The organism is Ramlibacter sp. bp-362 (genome assembly GCF_054956735.1).
Genome location: NZ_JBUDXE010000026.1, coordinates 1 through 19,825 on the forward strand (window position 1 = coordinate 1; position 19,825 = coordinate 19,825).

General features: G+C 68.2%; 16 protein-coding genes and 2 tRNA genes. All 18 read left to right on the forward strand.

Annotated elements, in window-relative coordinates:
* Positions 1 to 74: EF-Tu C-terminal domain-related protein (locus tag ACY0MJ_RS21570; RefSeq protein ID WP_462640641.1), on the forward strand; the 74-nt coding region annotated here is incomplete at its 5' end.
* Between the two features lie 94 nt (positions 75 to 168).
* Positions 169 to 244, forward strand: a tRNA-Trp gene (locus tag ACY0MJ_RS21575).
* A gap of 89 nt (positions 245 to 333) precedes the next feature.
* A complete protein-coding gene (gene secE / locus ACY0MJ_RS21580) occupies positions 334 to 717 on the forward strand; it encodes a preprotein translocase subunit SecE (protein WP_462640616.1) in 384 nt (127 codons plus the stop codon).
* On the forward strand, positions 717 to 1,319 hold the full coding sequence (gene nusG / locus ACY0MJ_RS21585; RefSeq protein WP_462640617.1) for a transcription termination/antitermination protein NusG: 603 nt from the start codon (positions 717 to 719) through the stop codon (positions 1,317 to 1,319). Before secE ends, nusG begins: the two co-directional genes overlap by 1 nt.
* A gap of 79 nt (positions 1,320 to 1,398) precedes the next feature.
* Positions 1,399 to 1,830, forward strand: coding sequence for a 50S ribosomal protein L11 (gene rplK / locus ACY0MJ_RS21590; RefSeq protein WP_462640618.1), 432 nt, complete (start codon positions 1,399 to 1,401; stop codon positions 1,828 to 1,830).
* Positions 1,831 to 1,832: 2 nt separating this feature from the next.
* On the forward strand, positions 1,833 to 2,540 hold the full coding sequence (gene rplA / locus ACY0MJ_RS21595) for a 50S ribosomal protein L1 (RefSeq protein WP_462640619.1): 708 nt from the start codon (positions 1,833 to 1,835) through the stop codon (positions 2,538 to 2,540).
* A 222-nt stretch (positions 2,541 to 2,762) separates the two neighbouring features.
* Positions 2,763 to 3,275 (forward strand): 50S ribosomal protein L10, encoded by a 513-nt coding sequence (rplJ, locus tag ACY0MJ_RS21600; protein WP_462640620.1) that lies wholly within the window; start codon positions 2,763 to 2,765, stop codon positions 3,273 to 3,275.
* A gap of 51 nt (positions 3,276 to 3,326) precedes the next feature.
* Positions 3,327 to 3,707, forward strand: coding sequence for a 50S ribosomal protein L7/L12 (gene rplL, locus ACY0MJ_RS21605; RefSeq protein WP_462640621.1), 381 nt, complete (start codon positions 3,327 to 3,329; stop codon positions 3,705 to 3,707).
* Positions 3,708 to 3,953: 246 nt separating this feature from the next.
* Entirely contained in the window at positions 3,954 to 8,066 is a 4,113-nt protein-coding gene (gene rpoB / locus ACY0MJ_RS21610; protein ID WP_462640622.1) for a DNA-directed RNA polymerase subunit beta, read from the forward strand.
* Between the two features lie 18 nt (positions 8,067 to 8,084).
* Positions 8,085 to 12,311, forward strand: coding sequence for a DNA-directed RNA polymerase subunit beta' (gene rpoC, locus ACY0MJ_RS21615; RefSeq protein ID WP_462640623.1), 4,227 nt, complete (start codon positions 8,085 to 8,087; stop codon positions 12,309 to 12,311).
* A gap of 66 nt (positions 12,312 to 12,377) precedes the next feature.
* Positions 12,378 to 12,941, forward strand: coding sequence for a LemA family protein (locus ACY0MJ_RS21620; RefSeq protein WP_462640624.1), 564 nt, complete (start codon positions 12,378 to 12,380; stop codon positions 12,939 to 12,941).
* Positions 12,942 to 13,012: 71 nt separating this feature from the next.
* Positions 13,013 to 13,342 carry a c-type cytochrome gene (locus tag ACY0MJ_RS21625; RefSeq protein ID WP_462640625.1) on the forward strand — a complete coding sequence of 110 codons (330 nt, stop codon included), beginning with the start codon at positions 13,013 to 13,015 and terminating at the stop codon, positions 13,340 to 13,342.
* Positions 13,343 to 13,344: 2 nt separating this feature from the next.
* Positions 13,345 to 14,619, forward strand: coding sequence for an FCSD flavin-binding domain-containing protein (locus ACY0MJ_RS21630; RefSeq protein ID WP_462640642.1), 1,275 nt, complete (start codon positions 13,345 to 13,347; stop codon positions 14,617 to 14,619).
* On the forward strand, positions 14,616 to 15,950 hold the full coding sequence (rsmB, locus tag ACY0MJ_RS21635) for a 16S rRNA (cytosine(967)-C(5))-methyltransferase RsmB (protein WP_462640626.1): 1,335 nt from the start codon (positions 14,616 to 14,618) through the stop codon (positions 15,948 to 15,950). Before ACY0MJ_RS21630 ends, rsmB begins: the two co-directional genes overlap by 4 nt.
* Positions 15,943 to 16,542 carry a DUF4390 domain-containing protein gene (locus ACY0MJ_RS21640; RefSeq protein WP_462640627.1) on the forward strand — a complete coding sequence of 200 codons (600 nt, stop codon included), beginning with the start codon at positions 15,943 to 15,945 and terminating at the stop codon, positions 16,540 to 16,542. The genes rsmB and ACY0MJ_RS21640 overlap by 8 nt, the downstream gene beginning before the upstream one ends.
* Positions 16,539 to 18,806, forward strand: coding sequence for a sensor histidine kinase (locus ACY0MJ_RS21645; RefSeq protein WP_462640628.1), 2,268 nt, complete (start codon positions 16,539 to 16,541; stop codon positions 18,804 to 18,806). Before ACY0MJ_RS21640 ends, ACY0MJ_RS21645 begins: the two co-directional genes overlap by 4 nt.
* 44 nt (positions 18,807 to 18,850) lie before the next feature.
* Positions 18,851 to 19,564 carry a response regulator gene (locus ACY0MJ_RS21650; protein WP_462640629.1) on the forward strand — a complete coding sequence of 238 codons (714 nt, stop codon included), beginning with the start codon at positions 18,851 to 18,853 and terminating at the stop codon, positions 19,562 to 19,564.
* A 96-nt stretch (positions 19,565 to 19,660) separates the two neighbouring features.
* Positions 19,661 to 19,736 (forward strand) — tRNA-Phe (locus ACY0MJ_RS21655).
* Positions 19,737 to 19,825: the final 89 nt, after the last annotated feature.

A 19,825-nucleotide genomic window follows, 5' to 3' on the forward strand; every position in this document is an offset into this window, starting at 1 on the left:
AAGGCCTGCGCTTCGCCATCCGCGAGGGTGGCCGCACCGTCGGCGCCGGCGTCGTCGCCAAGATCATGGAGTGATGCCATCCGCGGGGCGGGGCACGGAAAGTGCTTCGACTCCGCGGGGTTATGGGGAATCGGCCATAATGCCGGGTTCCCCAGAACTGGTTTCCGGAGGGGTATAGCTCAATTGGCAGAGCGTCGGTCTCCAAAACCGAAGGTTGTAGGTTCGATTCCTACTGCCCCTGCCACCTGAGTGGCGACCACCCACCAAGCCCGTCCCCGGACGGGCTTCAGCGTCTGAAACGGCGCGTTCTTCGAAGCAGGAAAAGCCGGCCAAATGGCAAGTACGCAAGTTGAAACCGTCTCCACCGGAGCCGACAAGGCCAAGATGGGCGCCGCCGTGGTGCTGGCGATCGCGGCGGTGGCCGGCTTCTACCTCCTGGGCAAGCAGGGACCGGTGGCCCAGTGGGGCGCGCTGATCATCGGCCTGGCCGCCGCGGTCGTCGTGTTCCTGACCTCCGAGCCGGGCAAGGAGTTCATCGGCTACACCCGCGACTCCGTCCGGGAAGTGAAGAAGGTCGTCTGGCCGACGCGCAAGGAGGCGATCCAGATGACCGCCTACGTGTTCGGCTTCGTGGTGATCATGGCGCTGTTCCTCTGGCTGACCGACAAGACCCTCGAGTGGGTGTTCTACGACCTGATCCTGGGGTGGAAGAAGTAATGAGCGAAATCGAGAACGCCGCCGCCGACGGCCAGCAGCCCTCCGAGACCCCGGCCAAGCCGGTCAACCCGGACCTGCGCTGGTACGTCGTGCACGCCTACTCCGGGATGGAGAAGGCGGTCGAGCGCAACATCCGCGAGCGCATCAACCGCGCCGGCATGCAGGACATGTTCGGCGAGATCCTGGTGCCCACCGAGGAAGTCGTGGAGATCAAGAACGGCCAGAAGCGCACCTCCGAGCGCCGCTTCTACCCGGGCTACGTGCTGGTGCAGATGGTGATGAACGACGACACCTGGCACCTGGTGAAGCACACCAACAAGGTGACCGGCTTCGTCGGCGGCGCCAAGAACCGCCCCGCGCCGATCAGCGACGACGAGGTCGCGAAGATCATGGGCCAGATGGAAGAGGGCACCGAGAAGCCCCGCCACAAGGTCGAATTCGTGGTGGGCGAGTACGTGCGCGTCAAGGACGGCCCGTTCACCGACTTCAACGGCACGGTCGAGGAAGTCAACTACGAGAAGAGCAAGGTCCGCGTGTCGGTGACGATCTTCGGTCGCGCCACGCCCGTGGAACTGGAGTTTTCGCAGGTCGAGAAGACCTGACGCGTCAAAAGGCTCGACGCGAACCAACGAGCCGTAACCCCGGGGAGCCGCAAGGCGTTCGTACCCGCAAGGAAATCAGATGGCAAAGAAGATTGTCGGCTTCGTGAAGCTGCAAGTCCCGGCCGGCAAGGCGAACCCGTCGCCCCCGATCGGCCCCGCGCTGGGCCAGCGCGGCCTGAACATCATGGAGTTCTGCAAGGCGTTCAACGCGCAGACCCAGGGCGTCGAGCCCGGCCTGCCGCTGCCGGTGGTGATCACCGCCTTCGCGGACAAGAGCTTCACCTTCATCATCAAGACGCCGCCCGCGACCGTCCTGATCAAGAAGGCCACCAAGGTGGACAAGGGCTCGGCCAAGCCGCACACCGACAAGGTCGGCAAGATCACCCGCGCGCAGCTGGAAGAGATCGCCAAGACCAAGCTGAAGGACATGAACGCCGCCGACGTGGACGCCGCCGTCCGCACCCTGGCGGGTTCCGCCCGCTCCATGGGCATCACGGTGGAGGGCCTCTGATCATGGCGAAGCTCACGAAGAAGCAGAAGGCCCTCGAGGGCAAGGTCGACAGCACGAAGCTGTACCCGCTGGCGGACGCCCTGGGCATCGTCAAGGAAGCCGCCACCGCCAAGTTCGATGAGTCCATCGACGTGGCCGTGCAGCTGGGCATCGACCCGAAGAAGTCCGACCAGGTCGTGCGCGGCGCGGTCGTGATGCCCAACGGCACCGGCCGCACCAAGCGCGTCGCCGTGTTCGCCCAGGGCGCCAAGGCCGACGAGGCCAAGGCCGCCGGCGCCGACATCGTCGGCATGGACGACCTGGCCGCCAAGGTCAAGGCGGGCGACATGCCCTTCGACGTGGTGATCGCCGCGCCGGACGCCATGCGCGTGGTGGGCCAGCTGGGCCAGATCCTCGGCCCGCGCGGCCTGATGCCGAACCCGAAGGTCGGCACCGTGACGCCCGACGTGGCCACCGCGGTGAAGAACGCCAAGGCGGGCCAGGTGCAGTTCCGCGCCGACAAGGCCGGCATCATCCACGCCTCGATCGGCCGCCGTTCCTTCGACGCCGACAAGCTCCAGGGCAACCTGGTGGCGCTGATCGACGCGCTGAACAAGGCCAAGCCGGCGACCAGCAAGGGTGTGTACCTGCGCAAGGTGGCGGTGTCGTCGACGATGGGCCTGGGTGTCCGCGTCGACACGCAGACCGTCACGGCGCAGCAAGGACAGTAAGAGATTGGCCGGTTGCGCGAGCAGCCGGCCGGTGGTGGGCCGCCGGGCGACCGGCGGGCCATCCAAGACCGTTGGCGAGGCACGGGCCTCTTAATCGCAAGGAAGCCAACGCAGATGGCGATCCCGCTGACTGAAAGATTTCGCGAGATTTCCGAGGACAGTTGGTCGCTGAACAAGGGCGCGCAAGGGAGCGATCCCGAGCGCAATTGGAAGGAGTAGACCTTGAGTCTGAATCGCAGTGAGAAGGAAGCGGTCGTCAGTGAAGTGACCGCGCTCGCCGCTCAAGCTCAAACGCTGGTGATGGCGGAATACCGCGGCATCACGGTCGCCGACATGACGAAGCTGCGCGTCGCCGCGCGCGGCGCTGGCGTGAACCTGAGTGTTCTGAAGAACACCCTGGCCCGCCGCGCCGTTGCGGGCAGCCAGTTCGAAGTCGTCGGTGACCAGATGACCGGTCCGCTGATCTACGGCTTCTCCGTGGACGCTGTGGCCGCCGCCAAGGTGGTGGCCGACTTCGCGAAGACCAACGACAAGCTGGTCATTCGCGGCGGCGCGTTCGCGGGCAAGGCCCTGGACGTCAACGGCGTGAAGCAGCTGGCCAGCATTCCCAGCAAGGAAGTGCTGCTGGCCCAGCTTTGCGGCTTGCTGATGTCGCCCATCTCCCGCACCGCGGTGGTGCTGGGCGCCCTGGCGAAGAAAAAGGAAGAGGGCGCTGCCGCCCCGGCCGCCGCGTAAGCGCCGGCACAGCAGCCCCACGCATCACCAACTTATTTCGGAAAGTTCAAAATGGCATTCAACAAAGACGACTTCCTGACCGCCCTCGACAGCATGTCGGTCATGGAACTCAATGACCTGGTCAAGGCCATCGAAGAGAAGTTCGGCGTGTCCGCCGCCGCCATGGCCGCCCCGGCCGCCGGTGGTGCCGGTGGCGCCGCCGCCCCGGCCGCGGAAGAGAAGACCGAGTTCACCGTGCAGCTGCTGGAAGCCGGCGCCAACAAGGTGTCCGTCATCAAGGCCGTGCGCGAGATCACCGGCCTGGGCCTGAAGGAAGCGAAGGACCTGGTCGACGGCGCGCCGAAGCCCGTCAAGGAAGGCATCGCCAAGGCCGACGCCGAAGCCGCCAAGAAGAAGCTGGAAGAAGCCGGCGCCAAGGTCGAACTCAAGTAATTCGCCCTGGTTGCCGAGGCTGGAGCGTCCGAAAGGGCCTCCAGCCTTTGCCGTTCCAGAGGACAGCTCAAAGGCGCCCCAGCAAGGGGAGTTTTTGAAGTGTTTTCTGATCCGACTGCAGAAGACTGCTTGGTTCGGGCGCCGTGCAACGCGGCGCCGTCCGCCAAGGCTGGTAGTGGCCAGCCCGCCAAGACTGCCCCCCGTGCATGGGGCGCGACAGTTGAAGAGACCTAGCCCGGAGATCTCATGGCCTATTCCTATACCGAACGCAAGCGCATCCGCAAGAGCTTCGGCAAGCGCGACAGCGTGCTCGAAGTTCCGTACCTGCTGCAGATGCAGAAGGACGCATACACCGCCTTCCTGCAGGCCGACGTCGCGCCACAGAAGCGCACCATCGAAGGCCTGCAGGCCGCGTTCGACTCCGCCTTCCCGATCGTGTCGCACAACGGGTTCGTGGAGATGAAGTTCATCGAATACAACCTGGCCAAGCCGGCGTTCGACGTGCGCGAATGCCAGACCCGCGGCCTCACCTACGCCTCGGCCGTGCGCGCCAAGGTGCAGCTGATCATCTACGACCGCGAGTCCTCCACGCCCCAGTCCAAGGTGGTCAAGGAGGTGAAGGAGCAGGAAGTCTACATGGGCGAAGTGCCGCTCATGACGGACAAGGGCTCGTTCATCATCAACGGCACCGAGCGCGTGATCGTGTCCCAGCTGCACCGCTCGCCCGGCGTTTTCTTCGAGCACGACAAGGGCAAGACGCACAGCTCGGGCAAGCTGTTGTTCTCCGCCCGGATCATCCCCTACCGCGGCTCCTGGCTCGACTTCGAGTTCGACCCGAAGGACGTGCTGTACTTCCGCGTCGACCGCCGCCGCAAGATGCCGGTGACGATCCTGCTGAAGGCCATCGGCCTGACGCCGGAGACCATCCTGGCGAACTTCTTCGTCAACGACAACTTCCGCCTGATGGACAGCGGCGCGCAGCTCGAGTTCGTGCCCGAACGCCTGCGCGGCGAGGTCGCCCGCTTCGACATCACCGACAAGTCCGGCAAGGTCATCGTGCCGAAGGACAAGCGCGTCACGGCCCGCCACACGCGCGAGCTGGAGCAGTCCGGCACCACCCACATCAGCGTGCCGGAAGACTTCCTGGTCGGCCGCGTGGTCGCCCGCAACATCATCGACCCCGACACGGGCGAGATCATCGCGAAGGCGAACGACGAGCTGACGGAAGCGCTGCTGAAGAAGCTGCGCGCCGCCAACATCCAGGAAATCCAGTGCATCTACACGAACGAGCTCGACCAGGGCCCGTACATGTCGACGACGCTGCGCATCGACGAGACGGCCGACGAGTTCGCCGCCCGCGTCGCCATCTACCGCATGATGCGACCCGGCGAGCCGCCGACCGAGGACGCGGTGCAGGCCCTGTTCCAGCGCCTGTTCTACAACCCGGATACGTACGACCTGTCGCGCGTGGGCCGCATGAAGTTCAACGCCAAGGTCGGCCGTGACGAAAGCACCGGCCCGATGGTGCTGACCAACGACGACATCCTGGCCGTGGTGAAGATCCTGGTGGACCTGCGCAACGGCCGCGGCGAAGTCGACGACATCGACCACCTGGGCAACCGACGCGTGCGCTGCGTCGGCGAACTGGCCGAGAACCAGTACCGCACCGGCCTCGCCCGCATCGAGAAGGCGGTCAAGGAGCGCCTGGGCCAGGCGGAGCAGGAACCGCTGATGCCGCACGACCTGATCAACTCCAAGCCGATTTCCGCGGCACTGAAGGAGTTCTTCGGCGCGTCGCAACTGTCGCAGTTCATGGACCAGACCAACCCGCTGTCCGAGATCACGCACAAGCGCCGCGTCTCGGCCCTGGGCCCGGGCGGCCTGACGCGCGAGCGCGCCGGCTTCGAGGTGCGCGACGTGCACGTCACGCACTACGGCCGCGTGTGCCCGATCGAGACGCCGGAAGGCCCGAACATCGGCCTGATCAACTCGCTGGCCCTGTACGCCCGCCTGAACGAGTACGGCTTCATCGAGACGCCGTACCGCCGCGTGCGCGACGGCAAGGTCACGATGGAGATCGACTACCTGTCGGCCATCGAGGAAGGCAAGTACGTCATCGCCCAGGCCAACGCGGCCCTGGACGCCGAAGGCCGCCTGACCGGCGACCTGGTGTCGGCGCGCGAGAAGGGCGAATCGATCCTCGTGTCCGCCGACCGCATCCAGTACATGGACGTGTCGCCGGCGCAGATCGTCTCGGTCGCCGCCTCGCTCGTGCCCTTCCTGGAGCACGACGACGCGAACCGCGCGCTGATGGGCGCCAACATGCAGCGCCAGGCCGTGCCGGTGCTGCGCCCGGAGAAGGCCTTCGTGGGCACCGGCATCGAGCGCGTCTCCGCGGTCGACTCCGGCACGGTGGTCACCGCCACCCGCGGCGGCGTGGTCGACTACGTCGATGCCACCCGCATCGTGGTGCGCGTGAACGACGCGGAAGCCCAGGCCGGCGAAGTCGGCGTGGACATCTACAACCTGATCAAGTACCAGCGTTCCAACCAGAACACCAACATCCACCAGCGGCCCATCGTCGCGCGCGGCGACAAGATCGCCAAGGGCGACGTGATCGCCGACGGCGCCTCGACGGACCTCGGTGAACTGGCCCTCGGCCAGAACATGCTGGTCGCGTTCATGCCCTGGAACGGCTACAACTTCGAGGACTCGATCCTGATCAGCGAACGCGTCGTCGCCGACGACCGCTACACCTCGATCCACATCGAGGAGCTGGTGGTGATGGCCCGCGACACCAAGCTGGGCCCGGAAGAGATCACCCGCGACATCCCGAACCTGTCGGAGCAGCAGCTGAACCGCCTGGACGAGTCCGGCATCATCTACGTCGGCGCCGAAGTCCAGCCGGGCGACGTGCTGGTGGGCAAGGTCACGCCGAAGGGCGAGACCACGCTGACGCCGGAAGAGAAGCTGCTGCGCGCGATCTTCGGCGAGAAGGCCTCCGACGTGAAGGACACGTCGCTGCGCGTCGACCAGGGCTCGCAGGGCACCGTCATCGACGTGCAGGTGTTCACCCGCGAGGGCATCCAGCGCGACAAGCGCGCCCAGCAGATCATCGACGACGAGCTGAAGCGCTTCCGCCTGGACCTGAACGACCAGCTGCGCATCGTCGAGGCCGACGCCTTCGACCGGATCGCCAAGCTGCTGAACGGCCGCGAGGCCAACGGCGGCCCGCAGAAGCTGGCCAAGGGCGCGAAGATCGACAAGGCCTACCTCGATTCCATCGAGAAGTACCACTGGTTCGACATCCGCCCGGCCGAGGACGACATCGCCTCGCAGCTGGAGTCGATCAAGAACTCGCTGGAGCAGACGCGCCACAGCTTCGACCTCGCGTTCGAGGAGAAGCGCAAGAAGCTCACGCAGGGCGACGAGCTGCCCGCGGGCGTGCTGAAGATGGTCAAGGTCTACCTGGCCGTCAAGCGCCGCCTGCAGCCCGGCGACAAGATGGCCGGCCGCCACGGCAACAAGGGTGTCGTGTCCAAGATCGTCCCGGTCGAGGACATGCCCTACATGGCCGACGGCACGCCGTGCGACATCGTGCTCAACCCGCTGGGCGTGCCTTCGCGCATGAACGTGGGCCAGGTGCTGGAAGTGCACCTGGGCTGGGCCGGCAAGGGCATCGGCCAGCGCATCGGCGACATGCTGCAGAAGGAAGCGGCCGTGGCCGAGATCCGGGCCTTCCTCGACAAGCTGTACAACACCTCGGGCAAGAAGGAAGCCCTCGACGAGCTGTCCGACCAGGACGTGCTCGAGATGGCCGGCCAGCTGTCCAAGGGCGTGCCCTTCGCGACGCCGGTGTTCGACGGCGCCAAGGAAGAGGAAATCCGCAGCATGCTGCAGGTGGCCTACCCCGAGGAGATCGCCAAGGTGAAGGGCCTGACGCCCACGCGCACCCAGGCGTGGCTGTGCGACGGCCGCACGGGCGACCGCTTCGAGCGGCCCGTGACCGTCGGCTACATGCACGTGCTGAAGCTGCACCACCTGGTGGACGACAAGATGCACGCCCGCTCGACCGGCCCGTACTCGCTGGTCACGCAGCAGCCGCTGGGCGGCAAGGCGCAGTTCGGCGGCCAGCGTTTCGGCGAGATGGAAGTGTGGGCGCTGGAAGCCTACGGCGCTTCCTACACGCTGCAGGAGATGCTGACCGTGAAGTCCGACGACGTGCAGGGCCGCACCAAGGTGTACGAGTCCATCGTCAAGGGCGAGCACGCCATCGACGCCGGCATGCCCGAGTCGTTCAACGTGCTGGTGAAGGAAATCCGCTCGCTCGGTATCGACATCGAGCTGGAACGGTCTTAATCGGAAGGACAGAGTTACATGAAATCGCTACTCGACCTGTTCAAGCAGTTCACGCCGGAAGAGCATTTCGATGCGATCCGCATCGGCATCGCCTCGCCGGAAAAGATCCGTTCCTGGTCCTTCGGCGAGGTCAAGAAGCCGGAAACGATCAACTACCGGACCTTCAAGCCCGAGCGCGACGGCCTGTTCTGCGCCAAGATCTTCGGCCCGATCAAGGACTACGAGTGCCTGTGCGGCAAGTACAAGCGCCTGAAGCACCGCGGCGTGATCTGCGAGAAGTGCGGCGTGGAAGTGACCCAGACCAAGGTGCGCCGCGAGCGCATGGGCCACATCGACCTGGCCGCGCCCTGCGCGCACATCTGGTTCCTGAAGTCCCTGCCTTCGCGCCTGGGCCTGGTGCTGGACATGACGCTGCGCGACATCGAGCGCGTGCTGTACTTCGAAGCCTACGTGATCACCGACCCCGGCATGACCCCGCTGAAGAAGTTCGGCATCATGTCCGAGGACGACTACGACGCGAAGCGCAAGGAGTACGGTGACGAGTTCGTCGCCAAGATGGGCGCCGAGGGCATCAAGGACCTGCTGGAAGGCATCGACCTCGACATCGAGATCGAGAAGCTGCGCGGCGACCTGACCGGCTCCGAAGTCAAGGTCAAGAAGAACGCCAAGCGCCTGAAGGTGCTCGAGGCCTTCAAGAAGTCCGGCATGAAGCCCAGCTGGATGGTCATGGAAGTGCTGCCCGTGCTGCCGCCGGACCTGCGTCCGCTGGTGCCGCTGGACGGCGGCCGCTTCGCGACCTCCGACCTGAACGACCTCTACCGCCGCGTCATCAACCGCAACTCGCGCCTGAAGCGCCTGCTGGAGCTGAAGGCGCCCGAGATCATCGCGCGCAACGAGAAGCGCATGCTGCAGGAGGCGGTGGACTCGCTGCTGGACAACGGCCGTCGCGGCAAGGCGATGACCGGCGCCAACAAGCGCGCGCTCAAGTCCCTGGCCGACATGATCAAGGGCAAGAGCGGCCGCTTCCGCCAGAACCTGCTGGGCAAGCGCGTCGACTACTCGGGCCGTTCCGTGATCACGGTGGGCCCGACGCTCAAGCTGCACCAGTGCGGCCTGCCGAAGCTGATGGCGCTGGAGCTGTTCAAGCCCTTCATCTTCTCGCGCCTGGAAGCCATGGGCATCGCCACCACCATCAAGGCGGCGAAGAAGGAAGTCGAGGCCGGCACGCCGGTCGTGTGGGACATCCTCGAAGAGGTGATCAAGGAGCACCCGGTCATGCTGAACCGGGCCCCGACGCTGCACCGCCTGGGCATCCAGGCCTTCGAGCCGATCCTGATCGAGGGCAAGGCGATCCAGCTGCACCCGCTCGTCTGCGCGGCGTTCAACGCCGACTTCGACGGCGACCAGATGGCCGTGCACGTCCCGCTGTCCGTGGAAGCGCAGATGGAAGCCCGCACGCTGATGCTGGCCTCCAACAACGTGCTGTTCCCCGCCAACGGCGAGCCGTCCATCGTCCCCTCGCAGGACGTCGTCCTGGGCCTGTACTACACGACCCGCGAGCGCACCAACGGCAAGGGCGAAGGCATGGTCTTCGCCGACGTGGCCGAAGTGCTGCGCGCGCTGGAAGCCGGCGAGGTGGAGCTGACCGCCAAGGTGAGCGTGCGCCTGACCGAATGGACCAAGGACAAGGACACCGGTGAATTCGTGCCGAACACGCAGCTGTTCGACACGACGGCCGGCCGCGCCCTGCTGTCCGAGATCCTGCCCAAGGGCCTGCCCTTCAGCGTGCTGAACAAGGCGCTGAAGAAGAAGGAGATCAGCAAGCTGATCAACATCTCCTTCCGCAAGTGCGGCCTGAAGGAAACGGTGGTGTTCGCCGACAAGCTGCTGCAGAACGGCTTCCGCCTCGCGACCAAGGCCGGCATCTCGATCGCCATCGACGACATGCTTGTGCCGCCGCAGAAGAAGGAGATCATCGAGCGCTCCGAGAAGGAGGTGAAGGAGATCGAGCAGCAGTATGTCTCGGGTCTCGTCACCGCCGGCGAGCGCTACAACAAGGTGGTCGACATCTGGGGCAAGGCCGGCGACGAGGTGTCCAAGGTCATGATGGCCCAGCTCGCCAAGGAGAAGGTCACCGACCGCAACGGCCAGGAAGTGGACCAGGAGTCGTTCAACTCCATCTACATGATGGCCGACTCGGGCGCCCGCGGTTCGGCCGCCCAGATCCGCCAGCTGGCGGGCATGCGCGGCCTGATGGCCAAGCCGGACGGCTCGATCATCGAGACGCCGATCACGGCCAACTTCCGCGAAGGCCTGAACGTGCTGCAGTACTTCATCTCCACCCACGGCGCCCGCAAGGGCCTCGCGGACACGGCGCTGAAGACGGCGAACTCCGGCTACCTGACGCGCCGCCTGGTCGACGTGACGCAGGACCTCGTCGTGACCGAGGAGGACTGCGGCACTTCCGAGGGCGCGCTGATGCGCGCCATCGTCGAGGGCGGTGAAGTGATCGAGTCGCTGCGCGACCGCATCCTGGGCCGCGTCGCCGCCGAGGACGTGGTGCATCCGGAATCGCGCGCGGTGATCGTGCCGGCCGGCCGCATCCTGGACGAGGACGGCATCGACGAGCTCGAGGCCGCGGGCGTGGACGAAGTGAAGGTCCGCACGGCCCTGAACTGCGCCACCCGCTTCGGCCTGTGCGCCAAGTGCTACGGCCGCGACCTCGGCCGCGGCGGCCTGGTGAACGTGGGCGAGGCGGTCGGCGTAATCGCCGCCCAGTCGATCGGCGAGCCGGGCACGCAGCTGACGATGCGGACGTTCCACATCGGCGGCGCAGCGTCGCGCGCCGCCGTGGCCTCCAGCGTGGAAGCCAAGTCCGCCGGCGTCGTGGGCTTCAACCCCACGATGCGCTACGTGACCAACAGCAAGGGCGAGCTGGTCGTCATCTCGCGTTCCGGCGAGATCGTCATCCACGACGAGCACGGCCGCGAGCGCGAGCGCCACAAGGTGCCGTACGGCGCCACGCTGACGGTGAAGGCCGACCAGCAGATCAAGGCCGGCACCATCCTGGCCAACTGGGACCCGCTGACCCGACCCATCATCACGGAATTCGCCGGCAAGGTGAAGTTCGAGAACGTGGAAGAGGGCCTGACGGTCGCCAAGCAGGTCGACGAGGTCACGGGCCTGTCGACGCTGGTCGTGATCGACCCGAAGCGCCGCGGCTCCGCCAAGGTGGTGCGCCCGCAGGTGAAGCTGGTCGACGCCTCCGGCAACGAGGTGAAGATCCCCGGCACCGACCACTCGGTGACGATCGCCTTCCAGGTCGGCTCGCTGGTGCAGGTGCGCGACGGCCAGGACGTGGGCCCCGGCGAAGTGCTGGCCCGCATCCCGGTCGAAGGGCAGAAGACCCGCGACATCACGGGCGGCCTGCCGCGCGTGGCGGAGCTGTTCGAGGCCCGTTCGCCCAAGGACAAGGGCGTGCTGGCCGAGATGACCGGCACCGTGTCGTTCGGCAAGGAGACCAAGGGCAAGATCCGCCTGCAGATCACCGACCCCGAAGGCAAGGTGTGGGAGGAGCTCGTGCCCAAGGAGAAGAACATCCTGGTGCACGAAGGCCAGGTGGTCAACAAGGGCGAATCCGTCGTCGACGGCCCGGCCGACCCGCAGGACATCCTGCGGCTGCTGGGCATGGAGGAACTGGCGCGCTACATCGTCGATGAAGTGCAGGACGTCTACCGCCTCCAGGGCGTGAAGATCAACGACAAGCACATCGAGGTGATCGTCCGCCAGATGCTGCGCCGCGTGATCATCGAGAACCCGGGCGAGTCCGACTACATCGCCGGCGAGCAGGTCGAGCGGTCCGAGATCCTGGACACGAACGACCGCCTGCGCGCGGACGGCAAGATCCCGGCGACCTACAGCAACCTGCTGCTGGGCATCACGAAGGCCTCGCTGTCGACCGACTCGTTCATCTCCGCCGCTTCCTTCCAGGAAACGACGCGCGTGCTGACCGAGGCGGCGATCATGGGCAAGCGCGACGAGCTGCGCGGCCTGAAGGAGAACGTCATCGTCGGCCGCCTCATCCCGGCCGGCACCGGCATGGCCTACCACGCCGCCCGCAAGGCGAAGGACCAGATGGACGAGGCCGAGCGCCGCGCCATCGCCGACGCCGAGGCGGCCGAACTGGCCAGCGTGACGGAAGGCGGCGCCTCCGAGACGAACGAAGGCACGACCGCCGCCGAATAAGCGCGCGAGGGCCTTACACTGCGGGCGCCACCCTTGACGGGGTGGCGCCCGTTTTTCATCCGGCCCATGCAGACATCCTCCTTCCTTCCGTGGGTGATCGCAGCGTTCGCCGTGTTCTGGGCGGTCGGCGCCTACAACCGGCTGGTGCGCCTGCGCGCCGAAGCCAATGCCGCCTTCGCCGCGCTCGAGGCGGAGCTGACGCGGCAGGTGCAGCTGGTGCAGGAATGCATCCCGCCCGAGGAGGAGCAGGCGCCTTCGCAGTTCGCCGGCGGCAGCGCCTTCTGGGGCGGCCTGCAGGGCGCGGCGGCGCAGCTCGCGGCCTCCCTCGCCTCGGCGAAGGCGCGGCCGCTTGACCCCGAACGCATCGCGGCCCTCGGCTCCGCGCAGGAGGTCCTCTCCATGGCGTGGGACCGCGCCGAGCGCGACGACGCGCACGACCTCGCGGGCCCGCGGCTGCCGGAGAACTTCAGCAGCGAGCGCACGCAGCTCGTTCGCATGGCGCAGGCGGCCACCGAGCATTTCAACGCGGCGGTCGTCCGCTACAACGAGGCGATCGCGCAGTTCCCGGCGGCGCTGCTGGCGTGGCTGTTCGGGTTCCAGCCCGCGCGCGGTTTGCGGGCGCGGGTGTGACGAGGGTCCGACTCTCCCTCGTAGGCTGGGGTGACGCAGGAACCCCAGCGGTCCGCGGAGTGCGCGGCGACGTGCTGGGGTTCGGCTTGCGCCTCACCGCCAGCCTACGCATCCTGCTTGCCTGCGCGTGCGTGGCCGGCCCGGCCCACGCCCAGGAGCAGGCGCTCTACACCCGCTCGCTCGCCGCGACCTGCGCCCAATGCCACGGCACCGATGGCCATGCCATCCCCGGTTCCGGCATCCCCGCGCTCGCGGGCATGCCGCGCGACGAGATGCTGGCGAAGCTGCGCGCCTTCCAGGCCGGCACCGCGCCGGCGACGGTGATGACCCAGCTGGCCCGCGGCTTCAGCGACGCGCAGCTGCAGCAGCTGGCGGACTTCTTCGCCGCGCAGGAGCGATGACGATGCGACGCCGCGGCTTGCTGCAATCCGCCTCCGCGTTCGGCCTGCTCGGGCTGGCCGGCTGCGCCAGCACGGCGGGCGGGCGCCGCGCGCGCGTCGTCGTGGTCGGCGGCGGCTACGGCGGCGCGACCGCCGCGAAGTACCTGCGCCTGTTCTCGCGGCAGCGCGTGGACGTCGTGCTGGTGGAGCCCAACGGGGCCTTCGTGTCCTGCCCGCTGTCCAACCTGGTCGTCGGCGGGAGCCGCCGGCTGGCCGACATCACCACGCCTTACGACGCGCTCGCGCGCCGCCACGGCGTGCGGGTCGTGCGCGACCACGCCACCGCGATCGACACCGAACGCAAGCAGGTGCGCTTGGCGCGCGGCGACACGCTCGCCTACGACAAGCTGGTGGTCTCGCCCGGCGTCGAACTGCTGTTCGACCGCGTCGAGGGGCTCGCCGCCGCGCACGCCTCCGGCCGCATCGTGCAGGCCTGGCACGCGGGCGAGGAGACGGCCGTGCTGCGCCGCCAGCTCGAGGCCATGCCCGATGGCGGCGTGTTCGTCATCACCATCCCGGAAGCGCCCTACCGCTGCCCGCCGGCGCCCTACGAACGCGCCTGCCAGGCGGCCTGGTACTTCCAGCGCGCGAAGCCGCGCAGCAAGGTGCTGGTCCTCGATGCCAACCCCGACATCACTTCCAAGGGCGCGCTGTTCCGGCGCGTCTGGGAAGAGCAGTACCGCGGGATGATCGACTACCGCCCGCAGTACAACACGGTGGCCGTGGACGCGCGCGCGGGCCTGGTGAAGTTCGAGATCCAGGAGGACGAGCGCGCCGACGTCATCAACGCGCTGCCGCCCATGCGGGCCGGCCGCATCGCCGTGCAGGCGGGCCTGAACAACCTGGCCAACCACCGCTGGTGCGGCGTGCACTTCCAGGATTTCCAGTCCGAGGTGGCGAAGGACGTGCACGTGCTGGGCGATTCCATCCAGATCGCCCCGGCCATGCCCAAGAGCGGCCACATGGCCAACAGCCAGGCCAAGGTCGCGGCCGCCGCCATCGTCGCGGAACTCGCCGGCTGGCCCGCGAACCCCGCGCCCATGCTCACCAACACCTGCTACACCTTCGTGGACGACCACCGCGCGATGCACGTGGCCAGCGTCCACGCCTGGGACGCGGCCCAGCGCACCTTCCTGCCGGTGCACGACGCCGGCGGCCTGAGCGAGGCGCCGAGCGCGCAGGAAGGCGCGATCGGCTTCGCCTGGGCGCGCAACATCTGGGCCGACATGCTGGCATGACCCCCATCCCGCTCTGGCGCCAGCTGCAGGCGGCCGCCGACGTGATCGCCGCCGTGCGGCGGGGCGAATCCGCGACGCCGGCCCTGGCACGGGTCGACAGCACGGTGCGGCCGGGCGCCCAGGCGCTCGCCTTCCACGCGCTGCGCCACCTCGGACGCGCCGAGGCGCTGCGCCGCCGCCTCGCCAGGCGGGCGCCGCCGCCGGCCGCCGACGCGCTGCTGTGCACGGCGCTGGCGCTCGCCTGGCGCGAGGAGGACGCGCCCTATCCGCCCTTCACGCTGGTGGACCAGGCCGTGGAAGCGGCCAAGCGCTCGCGCGACGCGCGCTCGCAGCAGGCCTTCGTCAACGCCTGCCTGCGCCGCTTCCTGCGCGAGCGCGAGGCGCTGGTGGCCCAGACCGACGCCGAGCCCGTGGCGCGCTGGAACCATCCGCGCTGGTGGATCGCCCTGCTGCAGCAGGAGCAGCCGCAGCGCTGGCAGCGGATCCTCGAGGCCGACAACGCACCGGCGCCGATGACGCTGCGCGTGAACACGCACCGCATCTCGCGCGAGCCGCTGCGCGAGCTGCTCGCCGCGGCCCACGTAGCCAGCACGCCGGTGGGCGGGCACGGCCTCGTCCTGGAGCGGGCGCGGCCGGTCGAGGCCATCCCCGGCTTCGCCGAAGGCCTCTGGTCGGTGCAGGACGCGGGCGCCCAGCTCGCCGCCGAACTGCTGGTGCCGGGCCTGCCGCCCGCGGCGCGCATCCTCGACGCCTGCGCCGCTCCGGGCGGCAAGACAGCGCATATCTGCGAGCTGGCCCCGCAGGCGCAGGTGCTGGCGCTGGACGTGGACCCGGCGCGCTGCGAGCGCATCCACCAGAACCTGCAGCGCCTGGGCCTGCGCGCCGAAGTGCGCGCGGCCGACGCCGGCGACACCGCGTCCTGGTGGGACGGCCAGGCCTTCGACGCCATCCTCCTCGACGCTCCCTGCACCGCCTCCGGTGTCGTGCGCCGCCACCCCGACGTGCGCTGGCTGCGGCGCGAAGGGGACGTCGCCCAGCTTGCCCAGCAGCAAAAGCGGTTGCTCACTGCGCTGTGGCCGCTGCTGAAACCGGGCGGCCGGCTGGTGTACTGCACCTGCTCGGTGTTCCGGGCCGAAGGCGAGGGGCAGATCGCGGCGTTTCTTGCGCACAACAACACGGCGGTTTTGCGGCCCGGGCCGGGCCATTTATGGCCCCGCGACGCGGCCGACCCCGGGGCCGTCCGGGACAATCGAGAGGGTGAGCACGACGGCTTCTTCTACGCGGTGCTGCAAAAGAGTGCACTGGATGCACCGGCCCGCCAGGATGCTTGAGCGGGGGGCCTGGTGCTGGGTGATCGCCTGCCTGCTCTTCTTCGCCGGCGGGCCGCTGTCCCGCGCCCAGGGCGACTCCGCCGAGGTGACGCAACTGCACGTGGAGCGCACGGAGGAAGGCGTGCTCCTGAGCGCGGCCGTGCGCTTCGAGCTGCCGCAGGTGGTGGAGGACGCCCTGGAAAAGGGGATCGCCATGTACTTCGTGGCGGAGGCCTCGATCTACCGCGACCGCTGGTACTGGTATGACAAGCGCGTCGCCCATGCCGTGCGCCACATGCGCCTGTCGTACCAGCCGCTGACGCGCCGCTGGCGCCTGCAGGTCTCGTCCGCGCCCATCGGCAGCTCGGGCATCGTGCTGGGGCAGAACTTCGACAGCGAGGAGGAGGCGCTGGCGGCCATCCAGCGCATCGCGCGCTGGCGCATCGCCGACGCCAACGACATCGACCCGGAGGCGCGCCACACCATCGACTTCCGCTTCCGGCTGGACATGTCGCAGCTGCCCCGGCCCTTCCAGATCGGCGCCGTGGGCCAGAGCGACTGGATCATCCTGGCCGTGCGCAACCAGCGCCTGGTCTTCGAGCCGTCGCGGTGAACCTGCCCCGCCCGCCCGAAGGCCCGCCGCGCAAGCTGATCGCCGGCTCCAGCGCCTGGCGCTGGGCGATCGTGGTCGGCGTGGCGGTCGCCATCGGCATCGGCATCGTGCTGATGTTCCTGCTGACGCAGGCCACCAACAACCGCGAGTTCTACGAGCGCAACTACGGCCGCCTGTTCGCGCTGAACATGGTGGTGGCCGGCGTGCTGCTGGCGGTAATCCTGTGGGTGTTCGTGCGCCTGGCCTCGCGGCTGCGGCGCGGCAAGTTCGGCAGCCGCCTGCTGGTGAAGCTCGCGGCGATCTTCGCGCTGGTGGGGCTGGTGCCCGGCGTGCTGATCTACGTGGTGTCCTACCAGTTCGTCTCGCGCTCGATCGAGACCTGGTTCGACGTGAAGGTGGAAGGCGCGCTGGACGCCGGCCTGAACCTGGGACGCACGACGCTCGACACCTTGTCCAGCGACCTGGCCAACAAGACGCGCGCGGCCGCCGGGCAGCTGGCCGAAACCTCCGACGCCTCCGCGGGCCTGGCGCTGGAGCGCATCCGCGACCAGCTCGGGGCCGTCGACGTGGTGCTGTGGAGCGCCAACGGGCAGATGATCGCCAGCGCCGGCCAGTCGCGCTTCCAGCTCAACCCCGAACGGCCCACGCAGCAGCAGCTGCGCACCGCGCGGACCCAGCGCGCCTTCACGGTGATCGAGGGCCTGGACGACCCGGGCATCGTGGCCACGAGCAACGCGCGCATCAAGGCGATCGTGGGCGTGCCGCAGCCCAGCCTGGGGCTGCTGGCCGAGTCGCGCTTCCTGCAGGCCACGGCCGTGATCCCGCCGGCGCTGGTGGCCAATGCCATCGCCGTGCAGGAAGCCAACCGCGAATACCAGGAGCGGGCGCTGGCGCGCGAGGGCCTGCGGCGCATGTACATTGGTACGCTGACCCTGAGCCTGTTCCTCGCGGTCTTCGGCGCCGTGCTGCTGGCGATCGTGCTGGGCAACCAGCTGGCGCGGCCGCTGCTGCTGCTGGCCGCGGGCGTGAGCGAAGTGGCGGCCGGCGACCTCTCGCCCAAGCTGGCCCTGCAGGGCAAGGACGAACTGGGCGGCCTCACCCGCTCCTTCGCCGAGATGACGCAGCAGCTGGCCGACGCCCGCGCGGCGGTGGAGCGCAGCATGGAGCAGGTGAGCGCGGCGCGCGCCAACCTGCAGACCATCCTCGACAACCTCACGGCCGGCGTGATCGTGCTGGACGAGCAGGGGCACATCCTCGCCTCCAACCCGGGCGCCTCGCGCATCCTGCAGCTGCCGCTGGAGGAGCACCAGGGCAGCGCGCTGGCGGAGGTTCCGGGCATCGAGCCCTTCGGGACGGCCGTGCAGCAGCGGTTCGACGAGTTCCTGACCGAGACCCAGATCGTCGACCACTGGCAGGAGCCCTTCGAGCTGAACACCACCCGCGCGGCCGACGCGCAGGCCAACATCGTGACGCTGGTCGCGCGCGGCGCCCAGATGCCCGGCGGCGCCCGCCTGCTGGTGCTGGACGACATCTCGGAGATCGTCTCGGCCCAGCGCGCCCAGGCCTGGGGCGAGGTCGCCCGCCGGCTCGCCCACGAGATCAAGAACCCGCTGACGCCGATCCAGCTGTCGGCCGAGCGGCTGGAGATGAAGCTGGCGGCCAAGCTGCCCGACCCGGAAAAGGCGGTGCTGACCAAGTCGGTGCACACCATCGTCGACCAGGTCGACGCGATGAAGCGGCTGGTCAACGAGTTCCGCGACTACGCGCGCCTCCCGGCGGCCGAACTGAAGCCGGTGGACCTGAACGCCCTGGTCAACGACGTGCTGCACCTGTACGCCCGCGAGGGCGACGCCGCCCGCGGCCCGGCCCAGGTGCCGGTGCGGGTGGAGCTGGACCCGGCCTGCCCGCGGATCCTGGGCGATGCGCAGCAGCTGCGCCAGGTGATCCACAACCTGCTCCAGAACGCCCAGGACGCGACCGAGGGCCGCGCCCGGCCGGAGGTGGTGATCCGGACGCAGTGGAGCGAGGCGACCCGGCGGGTGCGCCTGCTGGTGAACGACAACGGCAGCGGATTCCCCGAGCACATCCTCAAGCGGGCCTTCGAGCCGTACGTGACCACCAAGGCCAAGGGCACGGGCCTGGGACTGGCCGTCGTGAAAAAAATCGCGGATGAGCATGGCGCCCGCATCGATCTGAAGAACCGGACCAGCGATGGCGTGATCCAGGGCGCACAAGTGTCGTTATCATTTGGAGTTGCAAGTTAACAACGCGACCTTCACCCCGTGACGGTTCGCAAGCAGAGAGGGCGATGGCAAACATACTGGTGGTGGACGACGAGCTCGGGATCCGGGACCTGCTCTCCGAGATCCTCAATGACGAAGGACACACCGTCGAACTCGCCGAGAACGCGGCGCAGGCCCGGGCGGCCCGCCAGCGGGTGCGGCCCGACCTGGTGCTGCTGGACATCTGGATGCCCGACACGGACGGGGTGACGCTGCTGAAGGAGTGGTCCACGACCGGACTGCTCACGATGCCGGTCGTGATGATGAGCGGGCACGCGACGATCGAGACGGCCGTGGAGGCCACCAAGATCGGCGCGCACTCCTTCCTGGAGAAGCCGATCACGATGCAGAAGCTGCTGAAGGCGGTGGAGGCGGGGCTGGCCCGCAACGCCGGCCCGGCGGCCACGGTCACGCCCCTGCGCAAGCCCGGCATGGCCGGCGTGGTGCCCATGCCCGTGCAGGAACTGACGGTGGAAGCCGCCATGACCGGCGGCCAGACCATCCCCGCCGCGGTGGAGATGGGCCCGCAGGCGCGCCAGGTGTTCGAACTCGACAAGCCGCTGCGCGACGCCCGCGACGAATTCGAGAAGTGCTACTTCGAGTACCACCTGGCAAAGGAAGGCGGCTCGATGACGCGCGTGGCGGAGAAGACGGGACTGGAGCGCACGCACCTGTACCGCAAGCTCAAGCAGCTGGGCGTGGACCTGTCGCGCGGCAAGCGCGATCGGTCGGCGGCGTAACCTGTCTTGCTCCCTCCCCCTCTGGGGGAGGGTTGGGGTGAGGGCACTCTCCCGGCGAGGAACGCACCCTTCGCACTGCTATAATCACCGGCTCACGGCCCGGTAGCTCAGTTGGTAGAGCAGCGGATTGAAAATCCGCGTGTCGGTGGTTCGATTCCGCCCCAGGCCACCAATAAAATCATGCACTTAGGGCCCAGCGGACGCTGGGCCCTTTTGCTTTCTGTGCGCCGTGTAGGCGCCATGTAGGCATTCGAAAGCGGT